Origin of the sequence: Candidatus Fukatsuia anoeciicola, assembly GCF_964059965.1 — a bacterium.
Taxonomy (GTDB): Bacteria; Pseudomonadota; Gammaproteobacteria; order Enterobacterales; family Enterobacteriaceae; genus Fukatsuia; species Fukatsuia anoeciicola.
Genome location: NZ_OZ060923.1, coordinates 153,331 through 179,039 on the forward strand (window position 1 = coordinate 153,331; position 25,709 = coordinate 179,039).

Genomic DNA, 25,709 nt, shown 5'->3' on the forward strand with positions numbered 1-25,709 from the left:
TACTAAATAAACTAAATATATAGCTAACTATACGTTAATCACTAAATTAACTTTATACATAAAATAGTTAATCTAACTAAATTATTTAGTGCTATATTAAAAAATAAGTTAAAGAATTAACTTATGTTTATGTATAGGTTATAATTGCATCTATTCTAGTTATGGTTATAATGGTTCTTATTTTTTTAAATTAGAATAATTAAAATAATGCCATTAAGTTAATTTATTATAAATTAATTAAGACATTAATAATTGGTAAAAATATAAATTAACACAATTTATTTTTCAGTACTTTAGCTGCTAATTAAAAAATAAAATACTTATACTTTAGTACTTATTTTTAAACTTTATATATATGATATATATAAAAGTACTTAATTGTATTTAAGTAGATATTCTATGAAAATAATATAAAAATTTTAATTAATAAAGATAGGATTTTATTTTGTAGAAGACTAAATATTAATTATCTATACTCAATACTAGAATTACTAAATACCTAATTTTATCATATTAAAAAATAAATTTAAATATTCATTATTTTAATAACCGTAATTTATATTTTCTAGATAACTATATGCTAAAAATTTATTTATTATATTATCAATAGATATATCAGCTGAATAGTTAACAAAAAATAAAAAAAATCTAATTTAAATAAAAATTAATTAAAAGATAAAATTCATAGAGCGCGATAAAGCGCTCTCTTAACTAAGCTAGCCTACTTTATCGCGTAAAAACAAATAACATAATATCACTTAATCTGATAGTACTCTAGTGATTTACCTTTTTTAAGTCCTTCTTTAATCCCTGCAGGAGTACGTCCTTGACCAGTCCAAGTTTTACTTTCACCAGTTTTTTCATTAATATATTTATATTTAGGTGGACGTTGTATACGTTGTTTTTTATTTATATCTTTAGATAATACAGTGCTCTGTAATAATTCAGCAGGCTCAATACCATCAGCGGCTAACATTTTAAGATATTCAAGTTTTTTATGTGTACGTTCTTCGGATTTTTCCCTTTCTTTCTTTTCGTCTTTACGGCGTTCTTCAAGAATAGTACGTAATTTTTCAAAAATTTCTTCTAATGTTTCAAGACCGCATTCACGTGCTTGAATACGTAAAGTACGCACGTTGTTAAGTGTTTTTAATAATTCGTTCATTAGTCCTAGTCTCAAATTAATAATTATAGTGGGAATATATACATAATAATAGAATGCTATGTTATTTTCTGCAATAGATAATTTAATTAGTACGATAAAATAACACTTTTAAAGTGTAGTATTTTGTTCGTACTAATAAACTTAACTATTAACTATTAACTATTAACTATTAACTATTATTTTATTTTTAAGCAAAAATATTAAAAAATTTAAAAATTATAATATTATAAAATAATAATAAACTAATGCTATATAAAATATGATTTATTATTAAATTATCTGTTCATAGTAAAAAATTTAAAATTAGTAAATTACAATAATATTGTAAAAGATAAAAATAATACCTAAAAAATATAATAATTCTTGTTCTTATTTCTTAAAAAAATTTATTCTAGTTTGCTATTACTAGTTTAACTAATGTTAAAAACAGTAGTTACTTTATTTTTTAATAATCTCCTCTAAAACTCTTATTTATCTAATTTTCATGCTATAAATTACTATAGTCAGATTATATCTTAATTTAAACTATTATCTATTTTAGTAATAATCTAATATAATTTTAGATTATTTAATTATACTAATAGTATTTTTACTTAACACATGCTAAGTAAATAACTTATTATTAAGTTATCTTTTAGTATTAAAGAATCTATTTTATTTTTTAAGTAATATTATATTTAAGTAAATTTTACTAGTTCTAGTAATCTATATCTATTACAATTTTAATTGTAATAGATATTTATACATAAAGTCCTTGAGTAATCTAAAATTAGATTATCTTTTATTGATAAAAATTATATAGATAACTGCTTTACTTTTTTATTAACGATTGCTTAGTTTTTAAGATATGTTTTTTTAAATAAAACTTTTTGTGTTTTTATCGGTTTAAATAGTATTTAGTAATGTTAATAAGTATATTCTGATACTGTATATTATTTTTTAATACATAATTATTACTTATTCTATAGTTTTAGCTAACAAAAATAACTATGATGCTATCATAAATACTAAAATAATAACTATAATTTTTTATTTTTATGCAAGTTATTATGATATAAATAAGGTAGGTATTAGATATAATCTATTCTTTGAGTACTCGAGTATTAGTAATATTAGGCGTAAATTAAGATTAATATAGCATTGAATTTTTAAATATAGCATAAAATATTAAAGGTTATTAGCATAATACTAATATATAAATATGCTAATTTATTAATAATTCTCTCTAGTAATGTATTTGTTAAAATTAGTCAATAAAATTGTATTAATCTAAACGGCTAGTAATGAATGTTAGTTAATAGTTTATTACAATTCAATTGTATTGGTAATAGTATTATTATTACTATCATACTTAAATATATTAGTGATTAATTGTATCTATTAGTTATTATTATATAATAATATAGATGTTTATGGATTTATTTGCTATATAAAGTAAGTATACAAAATAATAGGCTACATTAACTATATCTTTAAATATATCTATTTGATATTTGCTAAATGATTGCTATTCATAAATTTTTTTATCTATTATTCCCACTCTATTGTTGCTGGAGGTTTACCACTAATATCATATACTACACGAGAAACACCTTTTACCTCATTAATAATTCTATTAGAAACATGACCTAAAAAATCATACGGTAAATGTACCCAATGTGCCGTCATAAAATCGATAGTTTTTACTGCTCGTAGAGAAATAACCCAATCATATTTACGCTCATCACCCATCACACCAACTGAACGTATTGGCAGAAAAACGGTAAAAGCTTGGCTAACTTTATTGTATAAATCAAATTTATGTAGTTCTTCAATAAATATTGAATCAGTGTGTCGTAGTAAATCACAGTATTCTTTTTTTATTGGGCCTAATACGCGAACGCCGAGACCTGGACCAGGAAATGGATGACGATATAATATGTTATATGGCAAGCCAAGCATTAAACCAATTTTACGTACTTCATCTTTAAAAAGTTCTTTTAACGGTTCAATTAACCCTAACTTCATATTTTTCGGTAAACCACCTACATTATGATGAGATTTAATAACATGTGCTTTACCAGTACTTGATGCTGCAGATTCAATGATATCAGGGTAGATAGTACCCTGTGCTAACCATTTAACCCCTTTTTGTTTACTTGCTTGTTGCTCAAATACCTCAATAAATATCCGTCCGATAATATTACGTTTTTCTTCTGGATCATTAATACCAAATAGTGCTTCTAGAAAACGATCCTCAGCAGAAATAGGAATAATATTAAGGCCTAATTGATCACCAAACATTGCTAGTACTTGCTCTGTTTCTCCTGTACGTAATAGACCATTATTAATAAAAACACAAGTCAGGCGCTTACCAATCGCGTAATGCAATAACATAGCTGTTACTGATGAATCAACGCCACCGGATAAACCTAGGATAACCTGATCAGTCTTAATTTTTTTACGTAAATTATTTATTATATTTTCAGTAATATTGGTAGATGTCCATAATGTTGCACAATGACAGATATGTAATAAAAAATTCTTTAATAAATGTTGCCCCTTTTTTGTATGTGTAACTTCTGGATGAAATTGTACACCATAAAAATGTTTTATTTCATTAGCAATGATAGCAAAGTCACAGTTATCCGTACTAGCTACAGTAATGAATCCTGGTGGAATCATACTTACTTTGTCTCCATGACTCATCCAGACATCTAGTAATGAATGGCGAACAGGACTATAGGCATCCTGAAGATTATCAGTTAAAATACACTTTGTTTTAATTTCAACTTGAGCATACCCAAATTCACGTTGTTTAGAACTTGATACTTTTCCACCTAATTGTAACGCCATTGTCTGCATACCATAACATATACCTAACACAGGAATACCTGCGGTGAATACATATTCTGGTGCGCGTGGACTATTATCTTCTATAGTACTCTTCGGGCTACCAGAGAGAATAATACCGTTTGGCTGAAATTTATAAATTTGCTCTTTAGTTACATCCCATGCCCATATCTCGCAATAAACTCCAATCTCACGCACTCTGCGTGCGACTAATTGAGTATATTGAGAACCAAAATCAAGAATAAGAATACGATGCTGCTGGTGAATATTTTTTATCATTTTACTATATCCAAATTAGCTTATACGATAATTAGGTGATTCTTTAGTAATAGTCACATCGTGTACATGGCTTTCCTGAATACCTGCCCTACTAACACGAACAAATTTTGCTTTAGTACGTAACTCAACAATAGTTACGCAACCTGTTAGCCCCATGCATGAACGTAACCCTCCCATTTGCTGATAAATAATCTCTTTAAGTAAGCCTTTATAAGGAACACGACCTTCAATACCTTCTGGCACTAGTTTTTCTGCTGTATTATTAGTTTGAAAGTAACGATCAGATGATCCCTGAGACATTGCTCCTAGTGATCCCATGCCACGATAAGATTTGAATGAGCGCCCTTGATATAACTCAATTTCACCTGGTGACTCTTCTGTTCCTGCTAACATTGATCCTACCATTATACAAGATGCCCCGGCAGCAATTGCTTTAGCAATGTCACCAGAAAAACGAATTCCACCGTCAGCAATAACTGGAATATTTCTTTTCGTAAGCGCATCTACTACGTCAGAAATAGCAGTAATTTGTGGTACACCTACACCAGTTACAATCCGAGTAGTACAAATTGATCCAGGACCAATACCAACTTTTACTGCATTAACGCCAGCTTCAGCTAGTGCTATCGCACCGGCCGCAGTTGCAACATTACCACCAATAATCTGTAAATTAGGGTATTTAGTGCGTGTATTACTAATACACTGTAATACACCTACTGAATGACCATGGGAAGAGTCAATTAATAAAATATCAATACCTGCTGCTACTAGTGCATCAATTCGCTTTTCATTATCATCACTAATAGTAGCGCTAACAGCAGCACCAACACGCAAACGTCCCATTTTATCTTTACAAGCATTCGGCTTATTTTCTGCTTTTTGGAAATCTTTAGCAGTAATCATACCAATTAAATGAAAATTTTCGTCTACAACTAAAGCTTTTTCTACTCGTTTTTTATGCATTTTTTGAAAAATAACTTCACGTGATTCATCTTCTTTAACAGTAACTAAGCATTCTTTTAATGTCATAACTGCTGTAACAGGCTGATCTAAATTAGTAATAAAACGAACATCACGTTTAGTGATGATACCTACTAGTTCACAATCTTTAGTAACTACAGGATAGCCAGCAAAACCATTACGGCAAATTAATTCTTTTACTTGACGTAGAGTTGTTGTTGGGGTAATAGTTTGTGGTTCAGTAACTACGCCACTTTCGTGTTTTTTTACATGTCGAACTTCTTCAACCTGTCGTTCAATAGACATATTTTTATGAATAAAACCCAAACCACCTTCTTGTGCTAATGCAATAGCGAGACGAGACTCGGTAACAGTATCCATAGCTGCAGAGAGCATAGGAATATTTAATTTAATAGTTTGGGTTAATTGAGTTTCGAGTTTTGTATTTTTAGGTAAAACAGTTGAATAGGAAGGAACTATAAGAAGGTCATCAAAGGTTAGTGCTTCTTTTAAAATTCGTAACATGGGCAATATCTCACCAAAGCAAAGGATAAAAGACAAAATATTGCCGTGGCATTATACAGAGTATTATATATTGCCTCCAGCATTTTATGTAATTTTTTATGATTTCTAAAATAAGGCTATATAAGTTTATTAGAAAGATTAGGTTTCTACTTGTGACACAAAAAGAGTTTCTATATTATCTATCAAGTAACAGTATTTTACTAAAACATAAAATAAAAACTTTAGTTAACAAACATATTATATAAAATCTTATTTTAATGTATTAATATTATAAAGAATTTATTAGGTTAGCCAACACTACAATTAGTATTAACCAACACTAATGCTTTGATAATACATTTAGTAATAATAATTACTCCAGAATTATTATAAAATATAAAAATATAATTTATAGAAACTATTCTATTTGTTATCCTTCTATAAAATTTAATCTGCTACGATTTTATAAAATATTAGATGAAAATAAATTAAGATAATTAAATAACTTGATATATAATGTATAATTTAATAATAGTATTGTATATTGTATAATATATGTTTATTGATTCTATAACTTACAAAATACTATTAAGAGTGATAGGAATAGTTATCTCTATATGCTTAATATAACGATACATCTAGCACTGACCTTTACGATAATTAAGTTTTAATATTTAACTGGAATAATTTTAAGTAGCATGTCTAAATACTATAATATTGCCTTAGGAGTTGAATATAATGGCAATGGCTATCATGGTTGGCAGCGTCAAAAACAAAATATAAGCATACAGGAATGTCTTGAAACGGCTTTATCCAAGATTGCTAATCAATTAATAAACATATTTTGTGCCGGGCGCACTGATACAGGTGTTCATGCTACAGGTCAAGTAATTAATTTTATTACTACAGCTTTACGTAAAGAATCTGCTTGGATAATAGGGACTAATGCATATTTGCCTGAAAATATTACTATTATTTGGATGAAAAATGTTACTAAAGATTTTCATGCTCGTTTTAGTGCTAATGCTCGACGCTATAATTATATTATTTTTAATCACCATTATCGTCCTGCGATTCTTATACATAAGGTTACTCATTATCCAAAATTACTCAATACATCAAAAATGGCGCATGCAGCTCAATATTTGTTAGGAGAGCATGATTTTACTTTATTTAAAAAATTACAATGTCAAGCTAAATCTGCACGACGGGAAATAAAACATATTGTAGTAAGTCGTTATGGTAATTATATTATAATAGACATTAAAGCTAATGCATTTTTGCATCATATGGTACGTAATATTGTTGGTAGTTTAATAGAAATTGGTGTGGGTCATAAAAATGAGGATTGGTTAGTACAGTTACTTACACTAAAAGATCAAACTCAGGCTATTAAAATGGCAAAAGCAGATGGCCTATATTTAGTAGGTGTTGATTATCCAACGAGATTTATGTTACCACAAAGCACATCAGTACCCTTTTTTATGAGGAAAGGTAGTAACAATTAATTCATTAAACTCTTTAAATTTAGTATTTATTATATAAAATTAAAATACTATTACATTAATAGTTTTTATTAATATAAAAGTACATAAAAATTATAAGTATTAGGTGATATTAAATTTACACCATATAGTAGATTACACATAAATCTATTAGAATAATATTTGATCTAAAAGTAACATACAAAAAATTATAAATTTAATGATTAATTAAATTTTTATGTGTTTATATTTATTTAGTAAAATCAGTAATATAATATAGCTTTTAATTTTAAATTATATTTTTAACTTTCTTTTATTAGATAGTTAGTAGCCATATCTTTCCTGCTAGGAGGCTTATTATTACATATCGCTAGCCTTATTAGTAGTATTCTATTTTATAATCATTTTAATATTTATCTTATGAGTATTTTATAGTATTTCTAGTTACAGATAACACACTTAACTATATCAATAGTCATATTTAGTAAAAAATTTTTTAGTGACCTTTATTTCAAATCATATTACCAGACTTATTTTAGGTAAGATTTATAATCTTATAAATACTAACAGCAAAAATAAAGATTTTTATAGGTAGTATTTATAAAAATTATAAATATTAGTACGTAGCAATACAGCAAAAATAAACCTTTTATAAAACTATAATTTGTGTTATGAAACTAATATATCTAAAATAATTTCATAAGCAATATTATGCTAGGAAATTAATAATGAGCTGGATTGAACGAATTCTTACTAATAAAATTGCATTCTCTCGTAAAGCTAATATTCCTGAAGGGGTATGGACTAAATGTGATAGTTGCGAAAAAATTCTCTATCGTATTGAATTAACACATAATCTAGAAGTTTGTCCTAAATGTAACCATCATATGCATATTTCTGCACGTGTACGTTTGCTAGCTTTTCTAGATAGAGATAATAATATGATAGAACTAGGAAAAGAACTTACACCAAAGGATACTTTGAAATTTAAAGATATTAAAAAATATAGTGACAGATATGCTGCGGCACAAAAAGAAACTAATGAAAAAGATGCTCTTATTGTTATGAAAGGAACTTTATTTTCTATGCCTCTCGTAGTAGCTTGTTTTGAGTTTTCTTTTATGGGAGGATCCATGGGTTCCGTTGTTGGAGCGCGTTTTGTGCGTGCGGTTGAGCAAGCGTTAAAAGATCGTTGTCCGCTGGTTTGTTTTTCTTCTAGTGGTGGCGCACGTATGCAAGAGGTATTAATATCACTTATGCAAATGGCAAAAACTAGTGCTGCGCTAGCTAGGATGCAAGAAGCTTGTTTACCATATATTTCGGTACTAACTAATCCAACTATGGGAGGTGTTTCTGCTAGTATAGGAATGCTAGGTGATATTAATATTGCGGAGCCAAAAGCGTTAATTGGTTTTGCTGGTCCTAAGATAATCGAACAAACAGTAAGAGAAGTATTACCTTCTGGTTTTCAGCGTAGTGAATTTTTAATTGAAACAGGAGCAATTGATATGATTGTGCATCGCCTACAAATGCGAGAAATCCTAGCGAGTCTCTTATCTAAACTTACCCATAAACCACAGCCGGTTGTTACTGTTGCTAACGTTAAACAGTTTGCAGTAATGCTAAATGAATAATTCTTCTTTTTCACCTAAATCAACTTCTTCTTTGGCAACCTGGTTATCCTATATAGAATTATTACATAATCAGGAAATTGATTTAGGTCTAGAACGCGTTAAAAAAGTTGCCGAACGTATAGAACTGTTAAAACCTGCAACTTATGTATTTACTATTGCTGGTACTAACGGTAAAGGTACAACTTGTTGTGTATTAGAAAAAATTCTTCTTGCTGCTGGTTTACGGGTAGGGGTCTATAGTTCACCACATCTTTTATGTTATACAGAGCGTGTACGTATTCAAGGAAAAGAGCTTAACGAAATAACACATTGTCATTCTTTTTCTAAGATTGAAGCGGTACGTGGTAATATTTCATTAACTTATTTTGAATTTAGTACTTTGTCAGCGTTATATCTATTTAAACAAGCAGTGCTTGATGTAGTTATTTTAGAAGTTGGACTTGGTGGTCGTTTAGATGCTACTAATATTATTAATTCTGATATTGCTGCAATTACTAATATCGGTCTTGATCATACTAATTGGTTAGGTGCTGATAAAGAAAGTATTGCGCGTGAAAAATCAGGTATATTTCGTTATAATAAACCAGCAATAGTAGGCGAACCTGAGAGACTTTATTCTATTGAAACAGTTGCCGCAAAGTTAGGAGCTAGGCTTTATCGTTATCATGATGCTTGGCAATTTAGTCGCCAAGATAGCAGTTGGCACTGGCGAAGTGGTTCATACCAATTAGATAATTTACCTTTACCTAAAGTACCGTTACAAAATGCTGCGACAGCATTAGCAATGCTACATTACTCTACTTTTTTTGTCAGCAAATTAGCTATTCATAAAGGTTTACAGACTGCTTGTTTACCAGGACGTTTTCAAGTTTTTAGTAAACAACCTATGTTAATCCTAGATGTTGCTCATAATCCTCATGCTGCTTCTTATTTAGCCCAACAACTCGCTAAATTACCAGAACGATCAGGTAAAGTACGTGCTGTTGTAGCGATGTTAGATACTAAAGATATTGCAGCAACTCTTAATTGTTTATCTAAACAAGTTGATAAATGGTACTGTGCATCATTATTTGATTTACATGGCGCATCCGTGGAATGGTTAACACAATATTTACCAAAACAAAATGTAAATAAAAATACGCCTTATTTATTTAATAATGTTATTCATGCATGGCATCAAGCAATGCATGACGCAGATCCACAGGATGTTGTTATTGTTTTTGGATCCTTCCGTACCGTTGCTCTTGTTATGACAGCATTAAAAACAATTTAATAACTATAAAATTGAAAATTAGAGATTTATTAATATAATAAGCATTAATATTTTTAGCTATGAAATAGGGTTAAGAGTTAATTTAAGAATTATTTTGGTTAGTGCTATTATTTTGGTTTTTATAAGAAGAATAATAATTCTAACAATATTATTTAATAATAAAAGAAGTATTAGAAGAATTTATTTACTATTATTAAGTTAATACCCAAACTTAATTTTTTTTGCAAAAAAATTAATATAAGAATATTTATTAATTAACTAATTTTACCTATATAGTAACTATGGAGTATAATTGACTCTGTCAAGCTTATAAATAAAATAAAAAAATCTAAACAGGTACTATTTATGTGACTAATTAGTATTTTGAATAATATTATTAATGCAAATAGTATTATAGTAAAATTATACTTGTTAGGTTATTAACTACCATTATTATCCATACTAATAAATAATCTATATTATGTTAGAAGTAAATAATTCTAAAAAGAAATTATAGACAGTATTGTATAAACTCAATACTCTTAATAACCTCAATGGTAAGGTAAAAATATTAAAGTCTTTTTATGGTCTGGATTGATTACGCTATTATTTTTATTATCTTATTTTCAACCTTGATTAGTTTAATTCGAGGTTTTTTCTATGAAGCGCTATCACTTATAACATGGGGATCTGCATTTTTTATTACTCATCATTTTTATCTATATCTTACAGTATATTTTACTTATTTTAGAAACGAAGTAATTCGTAATGGTATTGCTATTATTATCTTATTTATAACTACCTTAATTATTGGTGCTATTATTAATTCATTGATGAGTCGTCTGATTATCCGTACTGGATTATTAAAAATTGATAGGGTTCTTGGTGTATTTTTTGGGGCATTACGTGGTATTCTCATTGTTACCATCATATTATTTTTTATAGATACCTTTACTGATTTTACGCAAAGTATAGAATGGAAAAAATCACAATTAATCCCACAATTTAATTATATAATTAAATGGTTCTTTAACTACTTACATAATACGTCAAATTTTTTATAGGATCAATAAAGTTTATACGTAACCTTATAATAATCCATTAACGTTAGTAAGGAAAATAATATGTGTGGTATTGTTGGTATCGCTGGTTTTACACCAGTGAATCAGTTAATTTACGATGCTTTAATGGTGCTTCAGCATCGTGGACAAGATGCTGCTGGCATAGTTACTCTTGATTCTAATAATAGATTTCATTTACGTAAAGCTAATGGTTTAGTGAAGGATGTTTTTGAAATGCATCACATGTTGCATTTACAGGGCACTATGGGACTAGGTCACGTACGTTATCCAACGGCTGGTTGTACTAGCGTTTCAGAAGCACAACCTTTTTATGTAAATTCCCCATTTGGCATTACCTTAGCTCATAATGGTAATTTAACTAATACGAAAGAAATGAGAGAATACTTATTTAAAAAAAAACGTCGCCATGTAAATACTACTTCTGATTCAGAAGTTTTATTAAATATTTTTGCTAGTGCTCTAGATAATTCGCAGAATTATCCTTTAACAGAAGAGGATATTTTTACTGCTGTAGCTAAAACTCATAAATTGATAAAAGGTGCCTATGCTTGCGTAGTAATGATTATTGGTCACGGCATGGTTGCTTTTCGTGATCCTAATGGTATACGACCATTAGTAATGGGTAACTATATTTTAAAAGATGGTCGTATTGAATATATGGTTGCCTCAGAAAGCGTTGCTCTTGATACATTAGGCTTTAAATTGTTACGTGATCTTGCACCAGGTGAAGCAATATATATTAATGAAAGAGGTAATTTATTTACTCATCAATGTGCTTCTAATCCTCAATATCATCCTTGTTTATTTGAGTACGTTTATTTTGCTCGCCCAGATTCCTATATTGACAATATTTCTGTTTATAGCGCTCGAGTTCGTATGGGACAGAGTCTAGGTAAAAAAATTGCTGATAAATGGGCACAATTAGACATTGATGTAGTCATTCCTATTCCTGAGACCTCCTGTGATATCGCGTTAGAAATCGCGCGTATTTTAGATAAACCCTATCGTCAAGGATTTGTAAAAAATCGTTATGTAGGTCGTACTTTTATTATGCCAGGCCAACAGGAACGCCATAAATCAGTACGTCGTAAATTAAATGTTAATAGAGCAGAATTTAAAAATAAAAAAGTATTATTAGTAGATGATTCTATTGTACGTGGCACTACTTCAAAGCAAATTGTAATAATGGCACGTGATGCGGGTGCAATACGAGTTTATTTTGCTTCAGCAGCACCAGAAATCCGTTTTCCTAATGTATATGGTATTGATATGCCAAATGTCAATGAGCTTATTGCGTATGGTCGTGAAGTAAATAAAATAAGAGAGCTAATAGGTGTAGATGAATTAATTTTTCAGAACTTAGCTGATCTTATTAATGCGGTAAAAGATAATAATTCTAATATTACTGAATTTGAGTGTTCAGTGTTTGATGGTAATTATATTACTAAAGATATTAATCAGAATTATTTAGATTCTCTTGTATTATTACACCGTGATAATGCTCAGGTATTGTATTATCAAAATGAAATAGAAAATCTTGAAATATATAATAAAGACTAATTTTTTTCTTTTAGATTAATATTTTCAAACTTTAATATAAGTATTACGTTTTTAATAGTTAACTATTTAACTAGCTTGAATTAATTTAATAATAATTTTTTAAATCTAATTTATAACTTAAATCTTTTGTGGTTTTATTTAAATAATCCTTATTTACTGCATATTAATAAATATTATTATATGCCATATGCTTTAATTTTTTTATTATTTATTAAAGATTTAAAAGAGAATTATTAAAGAGATATATTATGAAAAATTTATTATTAATATTTTAGATATTAGAGAAATAATTTATGGTACTAGTTTTACAGTAATATTAAAAAATATTCTTTAGATACAAACATATTTTATTACTGGTATAGCTATCATAAAAATAATTAATAGGTATACAGCATAATATGGAATAAGTTAGAAAACTTATTTATTATATTTTAATGGAAAACATAAATATTATAATATATCTTATTAGTTATAATAGAAACTAATTTAATACTAAAACAGTAGTAATAATTTTTAATACACTTAAACATTAACTCAAAATTCTTATGTATATAGTAGATAAGAATATTAATAGTATAATCATTAAATTTAAATTCATACTATGTTTTTAATAATTTATTACAAGACTGAATTGCGCCTAAGATTTCGTAAAAGTTAAATTTATTTAAGAATATAAGATAGCGTGAAGTTTGCTATATGATAATTTATAGTTTTTATTAGTAAGTTACATTAGTAAATGATTATTAATACCTAATCTTTAGTTATTAAACTTATAATTTTCTATTCACTTTAGTTTTTTTACAGGACTTATTTAAATTTATAGTTTACAAAAATATATTATAAGTATAAACAGCTATACTAGCATGTATTAAATAATTTGCTAATATATTTTATATAAATTTAAAACAAGAATCCTATTGATTATATTATTATAGTTAGTTAGAAAAATTAAAATAATACTAGCTTATTTGCGTAATTTTCGAGCTAGTAATACATATCTTATATGGTAGATTAATATTTTCTATAAATAAATTAATAAAATTTTAGACAAAATAGAATGTATTTCTATATTATTATTAGTTTATAAACATCATAATATTCCGTTTTAAAGTACCCTAGGATATTACGAGTAATTAATTTATATTTTGTGATTAAAACATATAGAATTTATATATTTATAGCCTAAAATTGCTAATAAAATAAAAGCACAACTTATTTATTATATTATAAGTAGTACAATGGAATAATAGAAAGTCAAATTATTATATATAAATATATATTTTAGTAAAAATACTTATGTTTATCCTAAATTATTAGAATAATATTTAGATATAAAGTAAATAATGAATATATAACAGTCCTATGAATACTAGTTAATATTTATTGTAAGCTGATTATTGTAATATTATTAGTATATATATTAAGGAGTTATATAATATAACTATTTTGTTGATAGATATTAATTAATATGAATTATAGTTATTAATATAAAAATTAATAACCTGAAATATATACTGATTTTTATATTATCTAATATTAATAGTGCATATAGTTATCAATTAGTTATAAATTACAGGTTAATAATGCCATGGTACTCGTGGTTTAAATTAATATAGGAAAATAGAAATGCGAGTAATGAAATTTGGCGGAACCTCAGTAGCAAATGCAAAACAATTTATGTCTGTTGCTAAGATTATTAAAGACAGGGCAGATCAAGAACAAATTGCAAGCGTATTATCTGCGCCAGCAAAAATAACTAATAACTTTGTTGCAATGATCGAGAGCGCTATCGCAAAACCTAAACAAGACACTTCTTTAATGATTAGAGAGATGCAAAATTTTTTTTTTAATTTATTATATAATCTGACTGAAGCACAACCAAAACTTGCTAAAGAACCATTAAGTAACTTACTAAAACAAGAATTTGATCAACTTAATCAATTATTACATGGTATCTCTTTGCTAGGACAATGCCCAGCAGCTATTAATGCTGCTATTATTAGTTATGGTGAAAAATTTTCTGTTGCCATTATGGCAGCATTATTGCAAGCAAAAAATTGTTTTGTCACTATTGTTAATCCTGTTGAAAACTTACTAGCACATGGACACTATCTTGGTTCTACTATTGATATTGCGGCATCAATTTTACGTATTAATTTACAAAAAATACCCTATAATCATATTATTTTAATGGCAGGTTTTATCGCAGGTAATGATAAAGGCGAATTAGTACTACTGGGTCGTAATGGTTCTGATTATTCAGCTGCAGTACTAGCTGCTTGTTTAAAAGCAGAAAGTTGTGAAATTTGGACAGATGTTAACGGTATTTATACCTGTGATCCACAGATAGTACCAAATGCAAAATTACTACAATCATTATCATATCAAGAAGCAATGGAGTTATCTTATTTCGGTGCTAAAATTTTACATCCACGTACTATTATTCCTATTTCTCAATTTAAAATCCCCTGTTTAATTAAAAATACTACTAATCCAGAGGCACCTGGCACTCTAATTAGTAGTAAAAAAAGTAATGATGGTTATTTAGTGAAAGGAATTACTAATCTTAGTAACATGGTAATGATTAATGTATCTGGATCAGGTATTAAAGGGATGGTTAGCATGGTAGCACGGATATTTACTGCTATATCACATAGCGGTATTTCCGTAGCTTTGATAACACAATCTTCCTCTGAATATAGCATAAGTTTTTGTGTGCCACAAAGTGAATTATTACGCGCAGATAAAGCTTTGCGAGAAGAATTTTATTTAGAGCGTAAACAGGGAATATTAAATCCATTAACAATAATAGAGAAACTTAGTATTATTTCAATTATCGGGGATAGTATACGTGTACAACATGATATTTCTGCCCGCTTTTTCTCTGCACTAGAACATGCTAATATTAATATTATTGCTATTGTACAAGGTTTTTCTAAACGTTCTATTTCTGCAGTAATCAATAACGATATGGCAACTACTGCTATGCGTATTTGTCATCAAGTGATGTTTAATGCTGATCAAGTAATTAAAGTTTTTGTTATTGGTGCTGATGGTATTAGTAGTGCGTTAATTAAGTAAATTTATCATCAACAACGTTAGTTAAAATAAAAATATATTGATTTACGAGCATATGGTATAACTAATTCTAAAAGTATATTAATAGATATTAGAGGCATTAATTTAGCTAACTGGAGAGAACAGCTCAAACTTTCTCTACAACTTTTTAATATGAACTAATTAATTCAACTAATAAAAATAAATTACTTACTAAATCCTGTCATTGTTGACTATACCTCTAGTGAGACTATTACTAAGCAATATATCAATTTTTTTTAGCTACAGGTTGTCATGTAGTAACAGTAAATAAAAAGCTAAATACTGTTGCTTCAATGAATTATTACTATCAATTACGAAGGACAGCAGCGTTATTTTGCCATAAATTTCTATACGATACTAATATTAGTGCTAACTTATCAGTTATTGAAAATTTGCAAAATATATTTAATACTGGTGATCAATTAGAGCGATTCTATAGTTTTTTATCTAGTTCACTTTCCTTTATTTTAGTCAACTAGATGAAGAGGTATGACCTTGTCTACTGCTATTCTAGTAGCACAAAAACAAAGCTACACCGAACCTGATCCGCGTGATGATTTATCAGGCATAGATATTGCCTATAAGTTATTAATTATTTATAGAGAAGTAGGTTATAAATCAGAATTATGTGATATCGTTATCAAATCTATATTACCTCCAGCTTTAATATATATTGAAATGCAGTAACCTTTTTGGATCGTTTACTATCATTAGATAAGAATTTTAATAAAAAAATAATAAAAGCGTGGCAACAGGGTAAAGTATTACGTTATGATGGTATCATTGAAAAAGGTTGCTGTTAAGTAAAAATTAAAGCAGTTGATAGTAGTGATCTGCTATATAAAGTTAAAAATAATAAAAATATATTAGTATTTTACAGTCATTATTATAAACCCTTACCCATAATATTATATGGCTATAATGTCGGTAATAATGTTATTGTTACAGGAATTTTACCAACATTTTGCGTATCTTATCCTAGAAATAAGAAAAATAATTATGGTTAGAGTTTTTGCGTTAGTATCAATAAGTAATATCATCGTAGATTTTAATACTTTAGGTGCTACAGTATCAACTATCAATGGCAGTTTACTAGGAAGGGAAGATAATTATATTATAGTTAAAATAGCTAATAAATCTAGCTTATTTAATACATGTTACTTTTTGGCTAAAATACCATAAGAAATACAAAAAATATCATTTATTAATGTTAGTAGAGATTTTGCCAAAAAATTAATAAAACTATAACAGTAAAAATAATATCAGAAAAAAACATACTAATTAGATCTGAGTTAGGTTAAGCGCTTATTTGATAGTAGCGCAGCATTGATGGCACTGAATAAATATTGTAGCTAGCAATTAGATACTGTAATACTCCTTACTATGATGGGTATATTAAAAGGAATAATCTCTAACGATATTTACTATAACAATATTATCTCCTGTTATTTTAGTAGATACAATTAATATTAGAAAAACACGGCAGTATTATCAAATAGATTCCTAATTTAGATTAGTTCTGAGTAATAATTTATCCAAGAATTCAAATTTTTACTGCCATTGCACGTGATATTTTACTAGAAAATATAAAATTTAAGACTATATAAATCATGGATGTCATCTTACTAATTTTATACATGCTTATCATAGTAAAATATAAATTTAGCTATTAAATTAATGAAGATGTTATTGCTGAACCTTATTGTATAGAATTGCTACTTAATTTTATTAAGGCACGTCAGGTTGCTGTACAAGCTAAAAGCGCTTTAATCTATAAGATTTTTAGTTTTAGCTTAACTATGTTTACTATTCTCGTGATAAAGAAACAATAAAATGTGTTACGTACTGTCTGTAAGAAGTCTATCTATAAAATAACAGGAAGATTTTATTCATATTTGTTGTCTAAATAAAAAGGTACCCGATTACTAAGATAAGGCATAAAATTATATAATTTAAAAAATCATGCGTAACATGTTAGCTTTATGGAAGTATTGTAACAGGGTATTGGCAAGCAGCAGAGGTTATTTCTATTAGAAATACCTGAATTTACCTTGATAAAAATTGAGTATCTATTAAAATAGAATTTTATTACTCATAGTAGTTATATGCTCTCTGTTTTTATCAGCGATGAAATAATTTTACAGGTAATAACCAAAAAAGTTAAAGCAGCCTTTATGTTTACTACGTTCCTGATCACTATAGAAGAAAATTAAAATAATTACGGTGTTAGAATTATTTTATATCCCTACATTAGAATTTAAGGACTTTAGTGCCCATTTTATAGTACAGATATTAACTGAAGAGTATTAACTAATTATTCTATTACTATTTTAATAGTAATATCTAGTAATACTGTAGTAGCTATTGTTTATGCTTTTTATGGTTTAAAAATATATATATTGCAATCCTTTATACTCATAGTAAAATTAATCCATTATAGAAAAACTATTTTTAATTTAGGTAATAATATTTATATGATTGCTATCAATAGTGATTTTTGATACTTGCTAAACATTAGTTAGGATACTTTTAATGATATATAGATTAAGGAAATATTTAATCTTAATTTAATAAATTTAACATTAGTCGATTATTAACATAAATCTGTTATTACTTTAAGATAATAACACAATTACTAATTAAAGTACATAAATAATTAGCTATATCTGTACCTAGTAGTAAATTTAATAATTTAACTGACGGACTGCTTATAAAATTACTAGGCACCATTAATCATTTTATTACTACCACTAATGCTAACGATACTGTACTACGTTTTAACAAACAACAATGGCAGCCTAACCTAAACGGGTTGTTGTTTTATCTAGTACTATAGATATTAGTTTACCAAATAATTGGTCACGCATTAAAGAATTATTTCATTGTAAGATTTAGCGCTTAAAAGACTTAGTTTATAGTACTATTAATTACTAGGAAACTAAAAAATAATACTTTAGCTTGTTAATTTAGGATATATCTTTGATCTTTACATAGCTATTACTTATCGTCTATTACGTAATTAATTAAATGAAGAAGAATTTATTTTACTTCTTGGTATTGCACATCTGGCAAAATTCAAAGAAAGTATTGAACATATTGTACAACAAACATTATTATTACTACTTTTTCTAACCATTTACCTGTAAGATATACCTAATTATGAGTTTTTTATTAGTATTAGTTATAATTATAAAATAAATAAAAAATAAATAATAAATTACTTAAAAAATATAATTTATTATATAAAATAAAATATTTATAGTGTAATTACAATATAGTACATACAAACATTAAAAAATTTTCATATAACATTAATTCTTATTACGTAAACGAGTTATATAAAGAATCTGTTACTAATATATATTAAAAATAAGTGTATCACTTGAGTACGCTCTTAGTTATATGGTTCTTATTAAAATACTAAATTTATAAAAAATTAATATTTATTTACAAAATAACATAGATTTAATAAAAAATTTTAGTTTTTAATTTTTATTTTTCTTTTTTATTTTTCTTATATCTTATTTTATTCTATAAGTTTTTCTATTAAAAAGTTTTTATTTAATTCAGTATATTTATTTATTATTTATAATAAATTAGTAATATTAATTATTAATATACTATCTTAACAGTAACTAAGTAATTTATAAAAAATCTAGTTAACTATTAGTATATAAATAGGTTTTATCTGTTTTAAATAAAATTTAATATTTTTAGATGAATATTTTCTTAAGTAGATATTTAGATATTTTTTAATAAATTTTAGCTTTTAATAGTATTTAACTATAGAAATTTTTTATAAAAAAATTTGTATTTTAATCTATATTATATTAATACTTCTATATTATTTTTAATGTTATTACTTTTTAAGTATCCAACTAATAATAAGATCATATATGTTAATAAAAAATTAAAATATATTAATATTTAGTGTGATATGACCATTAATAATAAAGTATTTACTAACTACAAACTCTCCGATATAATTAGGACGTTAAATGATTACATATACTTCTTTAAAGTTATTTAAAACCTTTCGCACTCATTAATAAACTTTAATATTAAGTAACTAGAAAAGATATTCTTAAATAATAAATGTAAGGTTACAACATAAAAAATATTAAATATAATTGAATTTAGATTAAAACTTATTAAGATAGCTATTAACTTGTTAGACTATATATTCTTATGGATATATATTTTTTAACTGATAAATATTTAAGAATTCTAACTATTTTATATATAAATCTTTCTGAATTTAGTATTTATATTCTATATAAATCATTAAAATTATATCTAATAATAACATTATAACCTTATAAAAATTCTATAATAATAGAAAAAATAGTTTAATATAAAATATTAAATACTAACTTTTTTATGGTTTTATATAACATATTATATAGTAAATACTGCCAATATAATTTCTGTGTTTCTTGATTATTTAATATAAATACCTCTAATTTAATAAAATTAATAAATCTTTTTTATATACATTAAAATTTAATAATGGTTTCATACGATTATATTGTAATTAATACACAAAAATTGCATTATTATTCAATAATAGTTACTCTTATTAAAATTATTAATTATTTAGATTTTTAGCATGAATATTCAACTTAACTCTATTAATTGTTACTATGGTTCTCATCAGGCATTGTTTAATATTACCTTAAATTGCCCTACAGGAGAAATATTAGTATTACTAGGCCCTAGTGGTGCTGGTAAAAGTTCATTATTACGGGTACTAAATTTATTGGAAATACCACGTTCAGGATCATTAGCAATTGCGGGTAGCCAATTTAATTTTAACCAAAATCTAAAAGCAATTGCTATCCAAAAATTACGCCGTAATGTAGGTATTGTTTTTCAACAATATCATTTATGGCCACACCTTAAAGTCATGCAAAATTTAATAGAAGCGCCTTGTCGAGTATTAAATTTATCAAAAAAAGAAGCACAAGAACGTGCACAAAAATTGTTAGATCGTTTAGGTTTAGCTGATTTTATTCAACATTTCCCTGATCATCTCTCTAGTGGTCAACAGCAACGAGTGGCAATTGCTCGTGCGCTAATGATGAAACCTCAAGTATTATTATTTGATGAGCCTACTGCAGCATTAGACCCAGAAATAACCGCACAAATAGTAAAAATTATTCTTGAATTATCGGTAACTGGGATCACACAGGTAATAGTAACTCACGAAGTTGAAATAGCACGTAAAATTGCTAATCGAATAGTTTATATGGAAAAAGGACATATAATAGAGCAAGGTGATACTAGGCACTTTATTAACCCTAAAACTACAGCTTTTGCTTATTATTTATCACATTGATATTTATTAAAAATACAAGATGAAAAAATTAATTATTACTATATTTATTGCCAATTTTAATTTTATTGTTTTTGCAGCTAAACCGATTCATTTTGCAACAGAAGCTTCTTACCCACCTTTTGAATTTATTGGTGCTAATAACAAAATACAGGGTTTTGATATTGAATTAGTACAAGCTTTATATAAAAAAATAGGTATTCCTTGTGATTTTACTAATCAAACATTTGATAGTTTAATTCCAAGTTTAAAATTTCATCGTTTTGACGCAATTATTGCAGGAATGGATATTACTACTGAGCGCTTAAAACAAGTTAATTTCAGTAAGTCTTATTATAAAAATTCTGCACTATTTATTACGCGTAAGATACTTAAGCAGAAAAATATAATTACTAATATTAGTTCTTTGCATAATAAACGTGTTGGTGTACAAAATGGTACGACTCATCAACAATTTTTACAGGATAAATATCCTGAAATTACCATTGTTTCCTATGACAGTTATCAAAATGCAATTCTAGATCTAAAAAATAATCGTCTAGATGCAGTATTTGGCGACACTGCTATAGTGAATGAGTGGTTAAAAAATACTAATATTTTAGTTACAGTTAGTGATAAAGTTACTGATGCTAATTATTTTAATAATGGTTTAGGAATTGCAGTACGTTATAATAATACTGAGTTGCTAAATAAATTAAATACAGCCTTAGCACAAGTAAAACAAGATGGTACTTATCAAATTTTATATAATAAGTGGTTTAAGCAATAAATAGTTTAGGATATGCTTATATGAATAACTTTCAGTCTTTAATTAATGCTGCAGGAATAACCATTTGTCTTGCTGTTTGTGCATTAATTCTTGGTTTATTGTTAGCAACGCTATTTGTTGTTTGGGAGTCTTCACGTTGGCGATTTTTTCGTTATATAAGTACGTTTATTGTAATGCTATTACGTGGACTGCCAGAAATTTTAGTAATTCTTTTTATTTATTTTGGTTTTTCTCAGTTATTTATATTGTTATCTGATGGATTTACATTAAATTTTTATTTATTTCAATTACTACTTAAATTAAATATTGATAATATTGAAGTAGATCCTTTTTTATGTGCGGTAATTGCTTTAGCTTTGCTTTATGCTGCTTATGCTTCACAAACTCTACGTGGTGCACTAAAAGCTATACCAATTGGCCAATGGGAATCAGCTAAAGCACTAGCTCTTAAGCCTACTGTGATTTTTTTTCGGCTAATTATGCCGCAAATGTGGCGTTATGCACTGCCTGGTTTAGGTAATCAATGGTTAGTATTATTAAAAGATACCGCATTAGTATCATTAATTGGCATTAATGATTTAATGTTACAAACTAAGAGTATTATTACTCGTACACAGGAGCCTTTCACATGGTATCTTATTGTAGCAATAATTTATCTAGTAATTACTTTAATAAGTCAATATATTATTAAACGGATTGAATTTCATACTACAAATTTTGAACGGAAATTAACTGATGTTTGAATATTTACTTCAAATAATAAAAGGATTACAAATTAATCTAACATTAACTATAACATCACTACTGCTTGGTTTATTGATAGCTGTATTATTTACTATTATTTTAACAATAGATCTTTTACGACAACGTAATGAGTTTTATGACATAAATATACAACAAGATACCTATTCCATGATAAGTTTTATGTCAAGAAGTATTATTAAAATACCATTATTAGCACTTTTAGTAAAAATTTATATCACACTATTTACCGGTACTCCTCTGTTAGTTCAAATTTTCTTAATTTATTATGGTTCAGGACAATTTCCATCAATTCATGAACATCCATGGTTATGGAATTTATTATCACAACCTTGGTTATGTGCTATGATAGCACTTACGTTAAATAGCGCCGCTTATAGCACTCAGTTATTTTATGGTGCAGTACGAGCTATTCCTCAAGGTCAATGGAAATCTTGTATTGCTTTAGGTATGACAAGAACGCATTCTTTACGGGTTTTACTTCCTTTTGCATTAAAACAATCACTTACTTCATACTCTAATGAAGTAATTTTAATATTTAAAAGTACTTCATTAGTTTATACTATTACATTAATGGAAGTAATGGGTTATAGTCAAATGATATACGGTCGTACTTATGACATTATGGCATTTGCTGCAGCTGGTATTATCTACTTATGCATTAATGGATTATTAGTATTATTAATGCGCTTAATTGAACAATACGTCTTAGTTTTTAGATATTATAATTAATAATTAGTCTTTTAAATATAGTAAGTATACAGTAAAATTAAAATTAAAATATAACTTTATGTTATAGACTTTAGAAATAAAAACATAAATATTATCCTCTTAAAAATTTACAGAAAAGACTATTAATTAACTTTGTATTAATTTTATAGTTATATAAGTGTATTACATGTAATCAATGTTTTATTTATTTCTGTTTTAGTAACTTATATAGTACTAACTAACCTCTAAGATAACTAGTACTAATTACACGAGCACTAATATAATTAGATAAAAAATTCAGTATAAAAGAGTGCATTATTTACTAATTTATACGTTTATTCCATAATAAATAATACTAGTTTAATATACCTAATTTATAATATAAATACTAATAGAATCTAAAGCTACTAAATAATAGCGTTAATTCGCTAATAGAATATACTAATATGTATTTTAATATAAATTGTTAACATCTAATAAAAAGTTATTTTACTTATTAATATATAGTATAATAATAAATGTTATGATAAAGAAAAAAATATATAAATTTAGTTCTGCACCTGTTATACAAAATCGGCGTGCGCGATATAATTACTTCATTGAAGAAGAATTTGAAGCAGGATTATCTCTACAAGGTTGGGAAGTTAAGTCTTTACGTGCAGGGAAGGTTAATATTAGTGATAGCTATGTAATATTAAAAAATGGTGAAGCCCAGCTTTTAGGCGCAACTATTACGCCGTTGAGCGTTGCTTCTACACATTTAAACTATGATCCAGCACGAACCAGGAAACTATTACTTAATAAACGTGAACTTAATTCATTGTTTGGACGTATTAATCGTGAAGGTTATACCATAATAACCCTTTCTATGTATTGGAAAAATGCGTGGAGTAAAATAAAGATTGGTGTTGCTAAAAGTAAAAAAGATCACGATAAACGAGAGATAGTTAAAAATCGTGAATGGCTTACAAATAAGGCGCGTATTATGAAAAATATTAGCTTTAAGTAACTAAATTAAGTACATAAAGTTCTATTTTACTTAATTAGATTTTACTAATTAGATTTTTTTGGGGCTGATTATGGATTCGACGAGATTAGCGAACCCTAAGGTGCATGCCGAGGTGCGGTGGCCTCGTAAAAAACCGTAAAAAAATAGTTGCAAACGATGCAATACACGAACCTGTTGCTATGGCAGCTTAATCAGATTAAAAAACTGAAGGTTCCCTCTTCTCCCTAGCCTCCGCTCTTAGGACGGGGATTAAGAGAGGTCAAATTTAAAAGAGACAGCGTAAAATACCTTGCTTGGGGTTAAAGCGTTAAATTTAATCAAGCTAGTTTGTTAGTAGTGTGTCCATCCACAACTAATTAATGAATATGATAATTGGACTAAGCATGTAGTACCGAAAGCGTAGTAATTTCGGACGGGGGTTCGAATCCCCCCAGCTCCACCAATTTTAATATAATAATAATTAAACAAACACAAAAAATTATTAAATTATCTAAATATATAAATTATTTAAGTAGTATTCTTATAAATTTATAAAAATATATATAAAATATAAAAAATTATTTATTTAAGAAAAATACTTATAGAAAGTATTTACCTAATAATAGGTTGTTTATAACAATTAACTTTTTTAAGTTAATTAAATTAATATTATAAAAAATAAATCAAAATATTTAATATTTAATATTTAATATTTATGGATTTTATCTTAACGTTATGTAATTTACATAATACCTAAAATATATTAAAAAACAATAATCATAGCTAATAATAACAATTATCTAAGATATATCTTCTAAAAAAATAAGTTAGATAATTAAATAGGCACAAAGATTAGTTAATATTCAAAAATTATTTAATAAATATATTAAAATTTGGATTTTATCTTAAAAAATAAAAAATATTATTTTTACTAAAAACATGAAATAATTCATAATTAAATTTAAAGTATAGATATAGCCTTATAGAAATTAATAGTGCTACCTAATAGTTACCTAAGTTATAAGTAATAGTATAGTTTATTTTTTTAAAATTAATATACTACATATTAGTAGTAAAACTTGTATAGTTCAGTATACTAGAATACACTTCTTAAGTGTTTGATATTACTTAGTTACGATATAAATAATATATTTATAGAGATAGATATCTCTATCTTACTTTAGATATAAATATAAACTCTAATTTTATCCTAATGTAAGATATTCTAAGATGATTAAAAGAACATATTAGTTTTTAGTTTTATTATTAGACTAGATTTTTAGATAGCAAGAA

At 26.6% G+C, this 25,709-nt stretch carries 14 protein-coding genes, 1 other RNA gene and 1 pseudogene; 13 read left to right on the plus strand and 3 right to left on the minus strand.

The window, feature by feature from the left end:
• Nucleotides 1-754 precede the first annotated feature (754 nt).
• The 3 genes from AB4W73_RS00595 to guaB form a co-directional block, all read right to left on the minus strand.
• A complete protein-coding gene (locus tag AB4W73_RS00595) occupies nt 755-1,165 on the minus strand; it encodes an H-NS family nucleoid-associated regulatory protein (protein WP_367680531.1) in 411 nt (136 codons plus the stop codon).
• A 1,530-nt stretch (nt 1,166-2,695) separates the two neighbouring features.
• Nucleotides 2,696-4,276: a glutamine-hydrolyzing GMP synthase gene (guaA, locus tag AB4W73_RS00600; protein ID WP_367680532.1), complete on the minus strand. Its 1,581-nt coding sequence runs from the start codon at nt 4,274-4,276 to the stop codon at nt 2,696-2,698.
• Between the two features lie 15 nt (nt 4,277-4,291).
• Complete coding sequence (gene guaB, locus AB4W73_RS00605) at nt 4,292-5,761, minus strand: IMP dehydrogenase (protein WP_367680533.1); 1,470 nt, start codon at nt 5,759-5,761, stop codon at nt 4,292-4,294.
• A gap of 677 nt (nt 5,762-6,438) precedes the next feature.
• Between guaB and truA the strand changes: the two genes are divergently transcribed.
• The 13 genes and pseudogenes from truA to ssrA all read left to right on the plus strand — a co-directional run bounded on the left by truA (nt 6,439) and on the right by ssrA (nt 24,879).
• Entirely contained in the window at nt 6,439-7,248 is an 810-nt protein-coding gene (gene truA / locus AB4W73_RS00610) for a tRNA pseudouridine(38-40) synthase TruA (protein WP_367680534.1), read from the plus strand.
• 704 nt (nt 7,249-7,952) lie between these two features.
• A complete protein-coding gene (gene accD / locus AB4W73_RS00615; protein WP_367680535.1) occupies nt 7,953-8,858 on the plus strand; it encodes an acetyl-CoA carboxylase, carboxyltransferase subunit beta in 906 nt (301 codons plus the stop codon).
• Nucleotides 8,851-10,131, plus strand: coding sequence for a bifunctional tetrahydrofolate synthase/dihydrofolate synthase (gene folC, locus AB4W73_RS00620; protein ID WP_367680536.1), 1,281 nt, complete (start codon nt 8,851-8,853; stop codon nt 10,129-10,131). The genes accD and folC overlap by 8 nt, the downstream gene beginning before the upstream one ends.
• A gap of 563 nt (nt 10,132-10,694) precedes the next feature.
• On the plus strand, nt 10,695-11,174 hold the full coding sequence (locus AB4W73_RS00625; protein WP_367680537.1) for a CvpA family protein: 480 nt from the start codon (nt 10,695-10,697) through the stop codon (nt 11,172-11,174).
• A gap of 60 nt (nt 11,175-11,234) precedes the next feature.
• Nucleotides 11,235-12,752: an amidophosphoribosyltransferase gene (gene purF, locus AB4W73_RS00630; protein WP_367680538.1), complete on the plus strand. Its 1,518-nt coding sequence runs from the start codon at nt 11,235-11,237 to the stop codon at nt 12,750-12,752.
• A gap of 1,626 nt (nt 12,753-14,378) precedes the next feature.
• Nucleotides 14,379-16,858, plus strand: a pseudogene (thrA, locus tag AB4W73_RS00635) (bifunctional aspartate kinase/homoserine dehydrogenase I).
• Entirely contained in the window at nt 16,851-17,033 is a 183-nt protein-coding gene (locus AB4W73_RS00640) for a hypothetical protein (RefSeq protein WP_367680539.1), read from the plus strand. The pseudogene thrA and the gene AB4W73_RS00640 overlap by 8 nt, the downstream one beginning before the upstream one ends.
• Before the next feature lie 3,427 nt (nt 17,034-20,460).
• Entirely contained in the window at nt 20,461-21,189 is a 729-nt protein-coding gene (gene artP, locus AB4W73_RS00645) for an arginine ABC transporter ATP-binding protein ArtP (protein ID WP_367680540.1), read from the plus strand.
• 19 nt (nt 21,190-21,208) lie between these two features.
• The gene (locus AB4W73_RS00650) at nt 21,209-21,955 is read left to right on the plus strand and encodes a transporter substrate-binding domain-containing protein (RefSeq protein ID WP_367680541.1); all 747 of its coding nucleotides are present in this window, start codon (nt 21,209-21,211) and stop codon (nt 21,953-21,955) included.
• A 20-nt stretch (nt 21,956-21,975) separates the two neighbouring features.
• Nucleotides 21,976-22,698, plus strand: coding sequence for an arginine ABC transporter permease ArtQ (gene artQ, locus AB4W73_RS00655; protein ID WP_367680542.1), 723 nt, complete (start codon nt 21,976-21,978; stop codon nt 22,696-22,698).
• Complete coding sequence (gene artM, locus AB4W73_RS00660; protein WP_367680543.1) at nt 22,691-23,449, plus strand: arginine ABC transporter permease ArtM; 759 nt, start codon at nt 22,691-22,693, stop codon at nt 23,447-23,449. Before artQ ends, artM begins: the two co-directional genes overlap by 8 nt.
• 502 nt (nt 23,450-23,951) lie before the next feature.
• The gene (smpB, locus tag AB4W73_RS00665; RefSeq protein WP_367680544.1) at nt 23,952-24,437 is read left to right on the plus strand and encodes an SsrA-binding protein SmpB; all 486 of its coding nucleotides are present in this window, start codon (nt 23,952-23,954) and stop codon (nt 24,435-24,437) included.
• A 60-nt stretch (nt 24,438-24,497) separates the two neighbouring features.
• Nucleotides 24,498-24,879: a transfer-messenger RNA gene (ssrA, locus tag AB4W73_RS00670) on the plus strand.
• Nucleotides 24,880-25,709: the final 830 nt, after the last annotated feature.

Coding starts and splice junctions, on each gene's coding strand:
- AB4W73_RS00595 (WP_367680531.1), bottom strand. CDS start 1,165: ATGAACGAATTATTAAAAACACTTAACAACGTGCGTACTTTACGTATT.
- guaA (WP_367680532.1), bottom strand. CDS start 4,276: ATGATAAAAAATATTCACCAGCAGCATCGTATTCTTATTCTTGATTTT.
- guaB (WP_367680533.1), bottom strand. CDS start 5,761: ATGTTACGAATTTTAAAAGAAGCACTAACCTTTGATGACCTTCTTATA.
- truA (WP_367680534.1), top strand. CDS start 6,439: ATGTCTAAATACTATAATATTGCCTTAGGAGTTGAATATAATGGCAAT.
- accD (WP_367680535.1), top strand. CDS start 7,953: ATGAGCTGGATTGAACGAATTCTTACTAATAAAATTGCATTCTCTCGT.
- folC (WP_367680536.1), top strand. CDS start 8,851: ATGAATAATTCTTCTTTTTCACCTAAATCAACTTCTTCTTTGGCAACC.
- AB4W73_RS00625 (WP_367680537.1), top strand. CDS start 10,695: ATGGTCTGGATTGATTACGCTATTATTTTTATTATCTTATTTTCAACC.
- purF (WP_367680538.1), top strand. CDS start 11,235: ATGTGTGGTATTGTTGGTATCGCTGGTTTTACACCAGTGAATCAGTTA.
- AB4W73_RS00640 (WP_367680539.1), top strand. CDS start 16,851: ATGGTTAGAGTTTTTGCGTTAGTATCAATAAGTAATATCATCGTAGAT.
- artP (WP_367680540.1), top strand. CDS start 20,461: ATGAATATTCAACTTAACTCTATTAATTGTTACTATGGTTCTCATCAG.
- AB4W73_RS00650 (WP_367680541.1), top strand. CDS start 21,209: ATGAAAAAATTAATTATTACTATATTTATTGCCAATTTTAATTTTATT.
- artQ (WP_367680542.1), top strand. CDS start 21,976: ATGAATAACTTTCAGTCTTTAATTAATGCTGCAGGAATAACCATTTGT.
- artM (WP_367680543.1), top strand. CDS start 22,691: ATGTTTGAATATTTACTTCAAATAATAAAAGGATTACAAATTAATCTA.
- smpB (WP_367680544.1), top strand. CDS start 23,952: ATGATAAAGAAAAAAATATATAAATTTAGTTCTGCACCTGTTATACAA.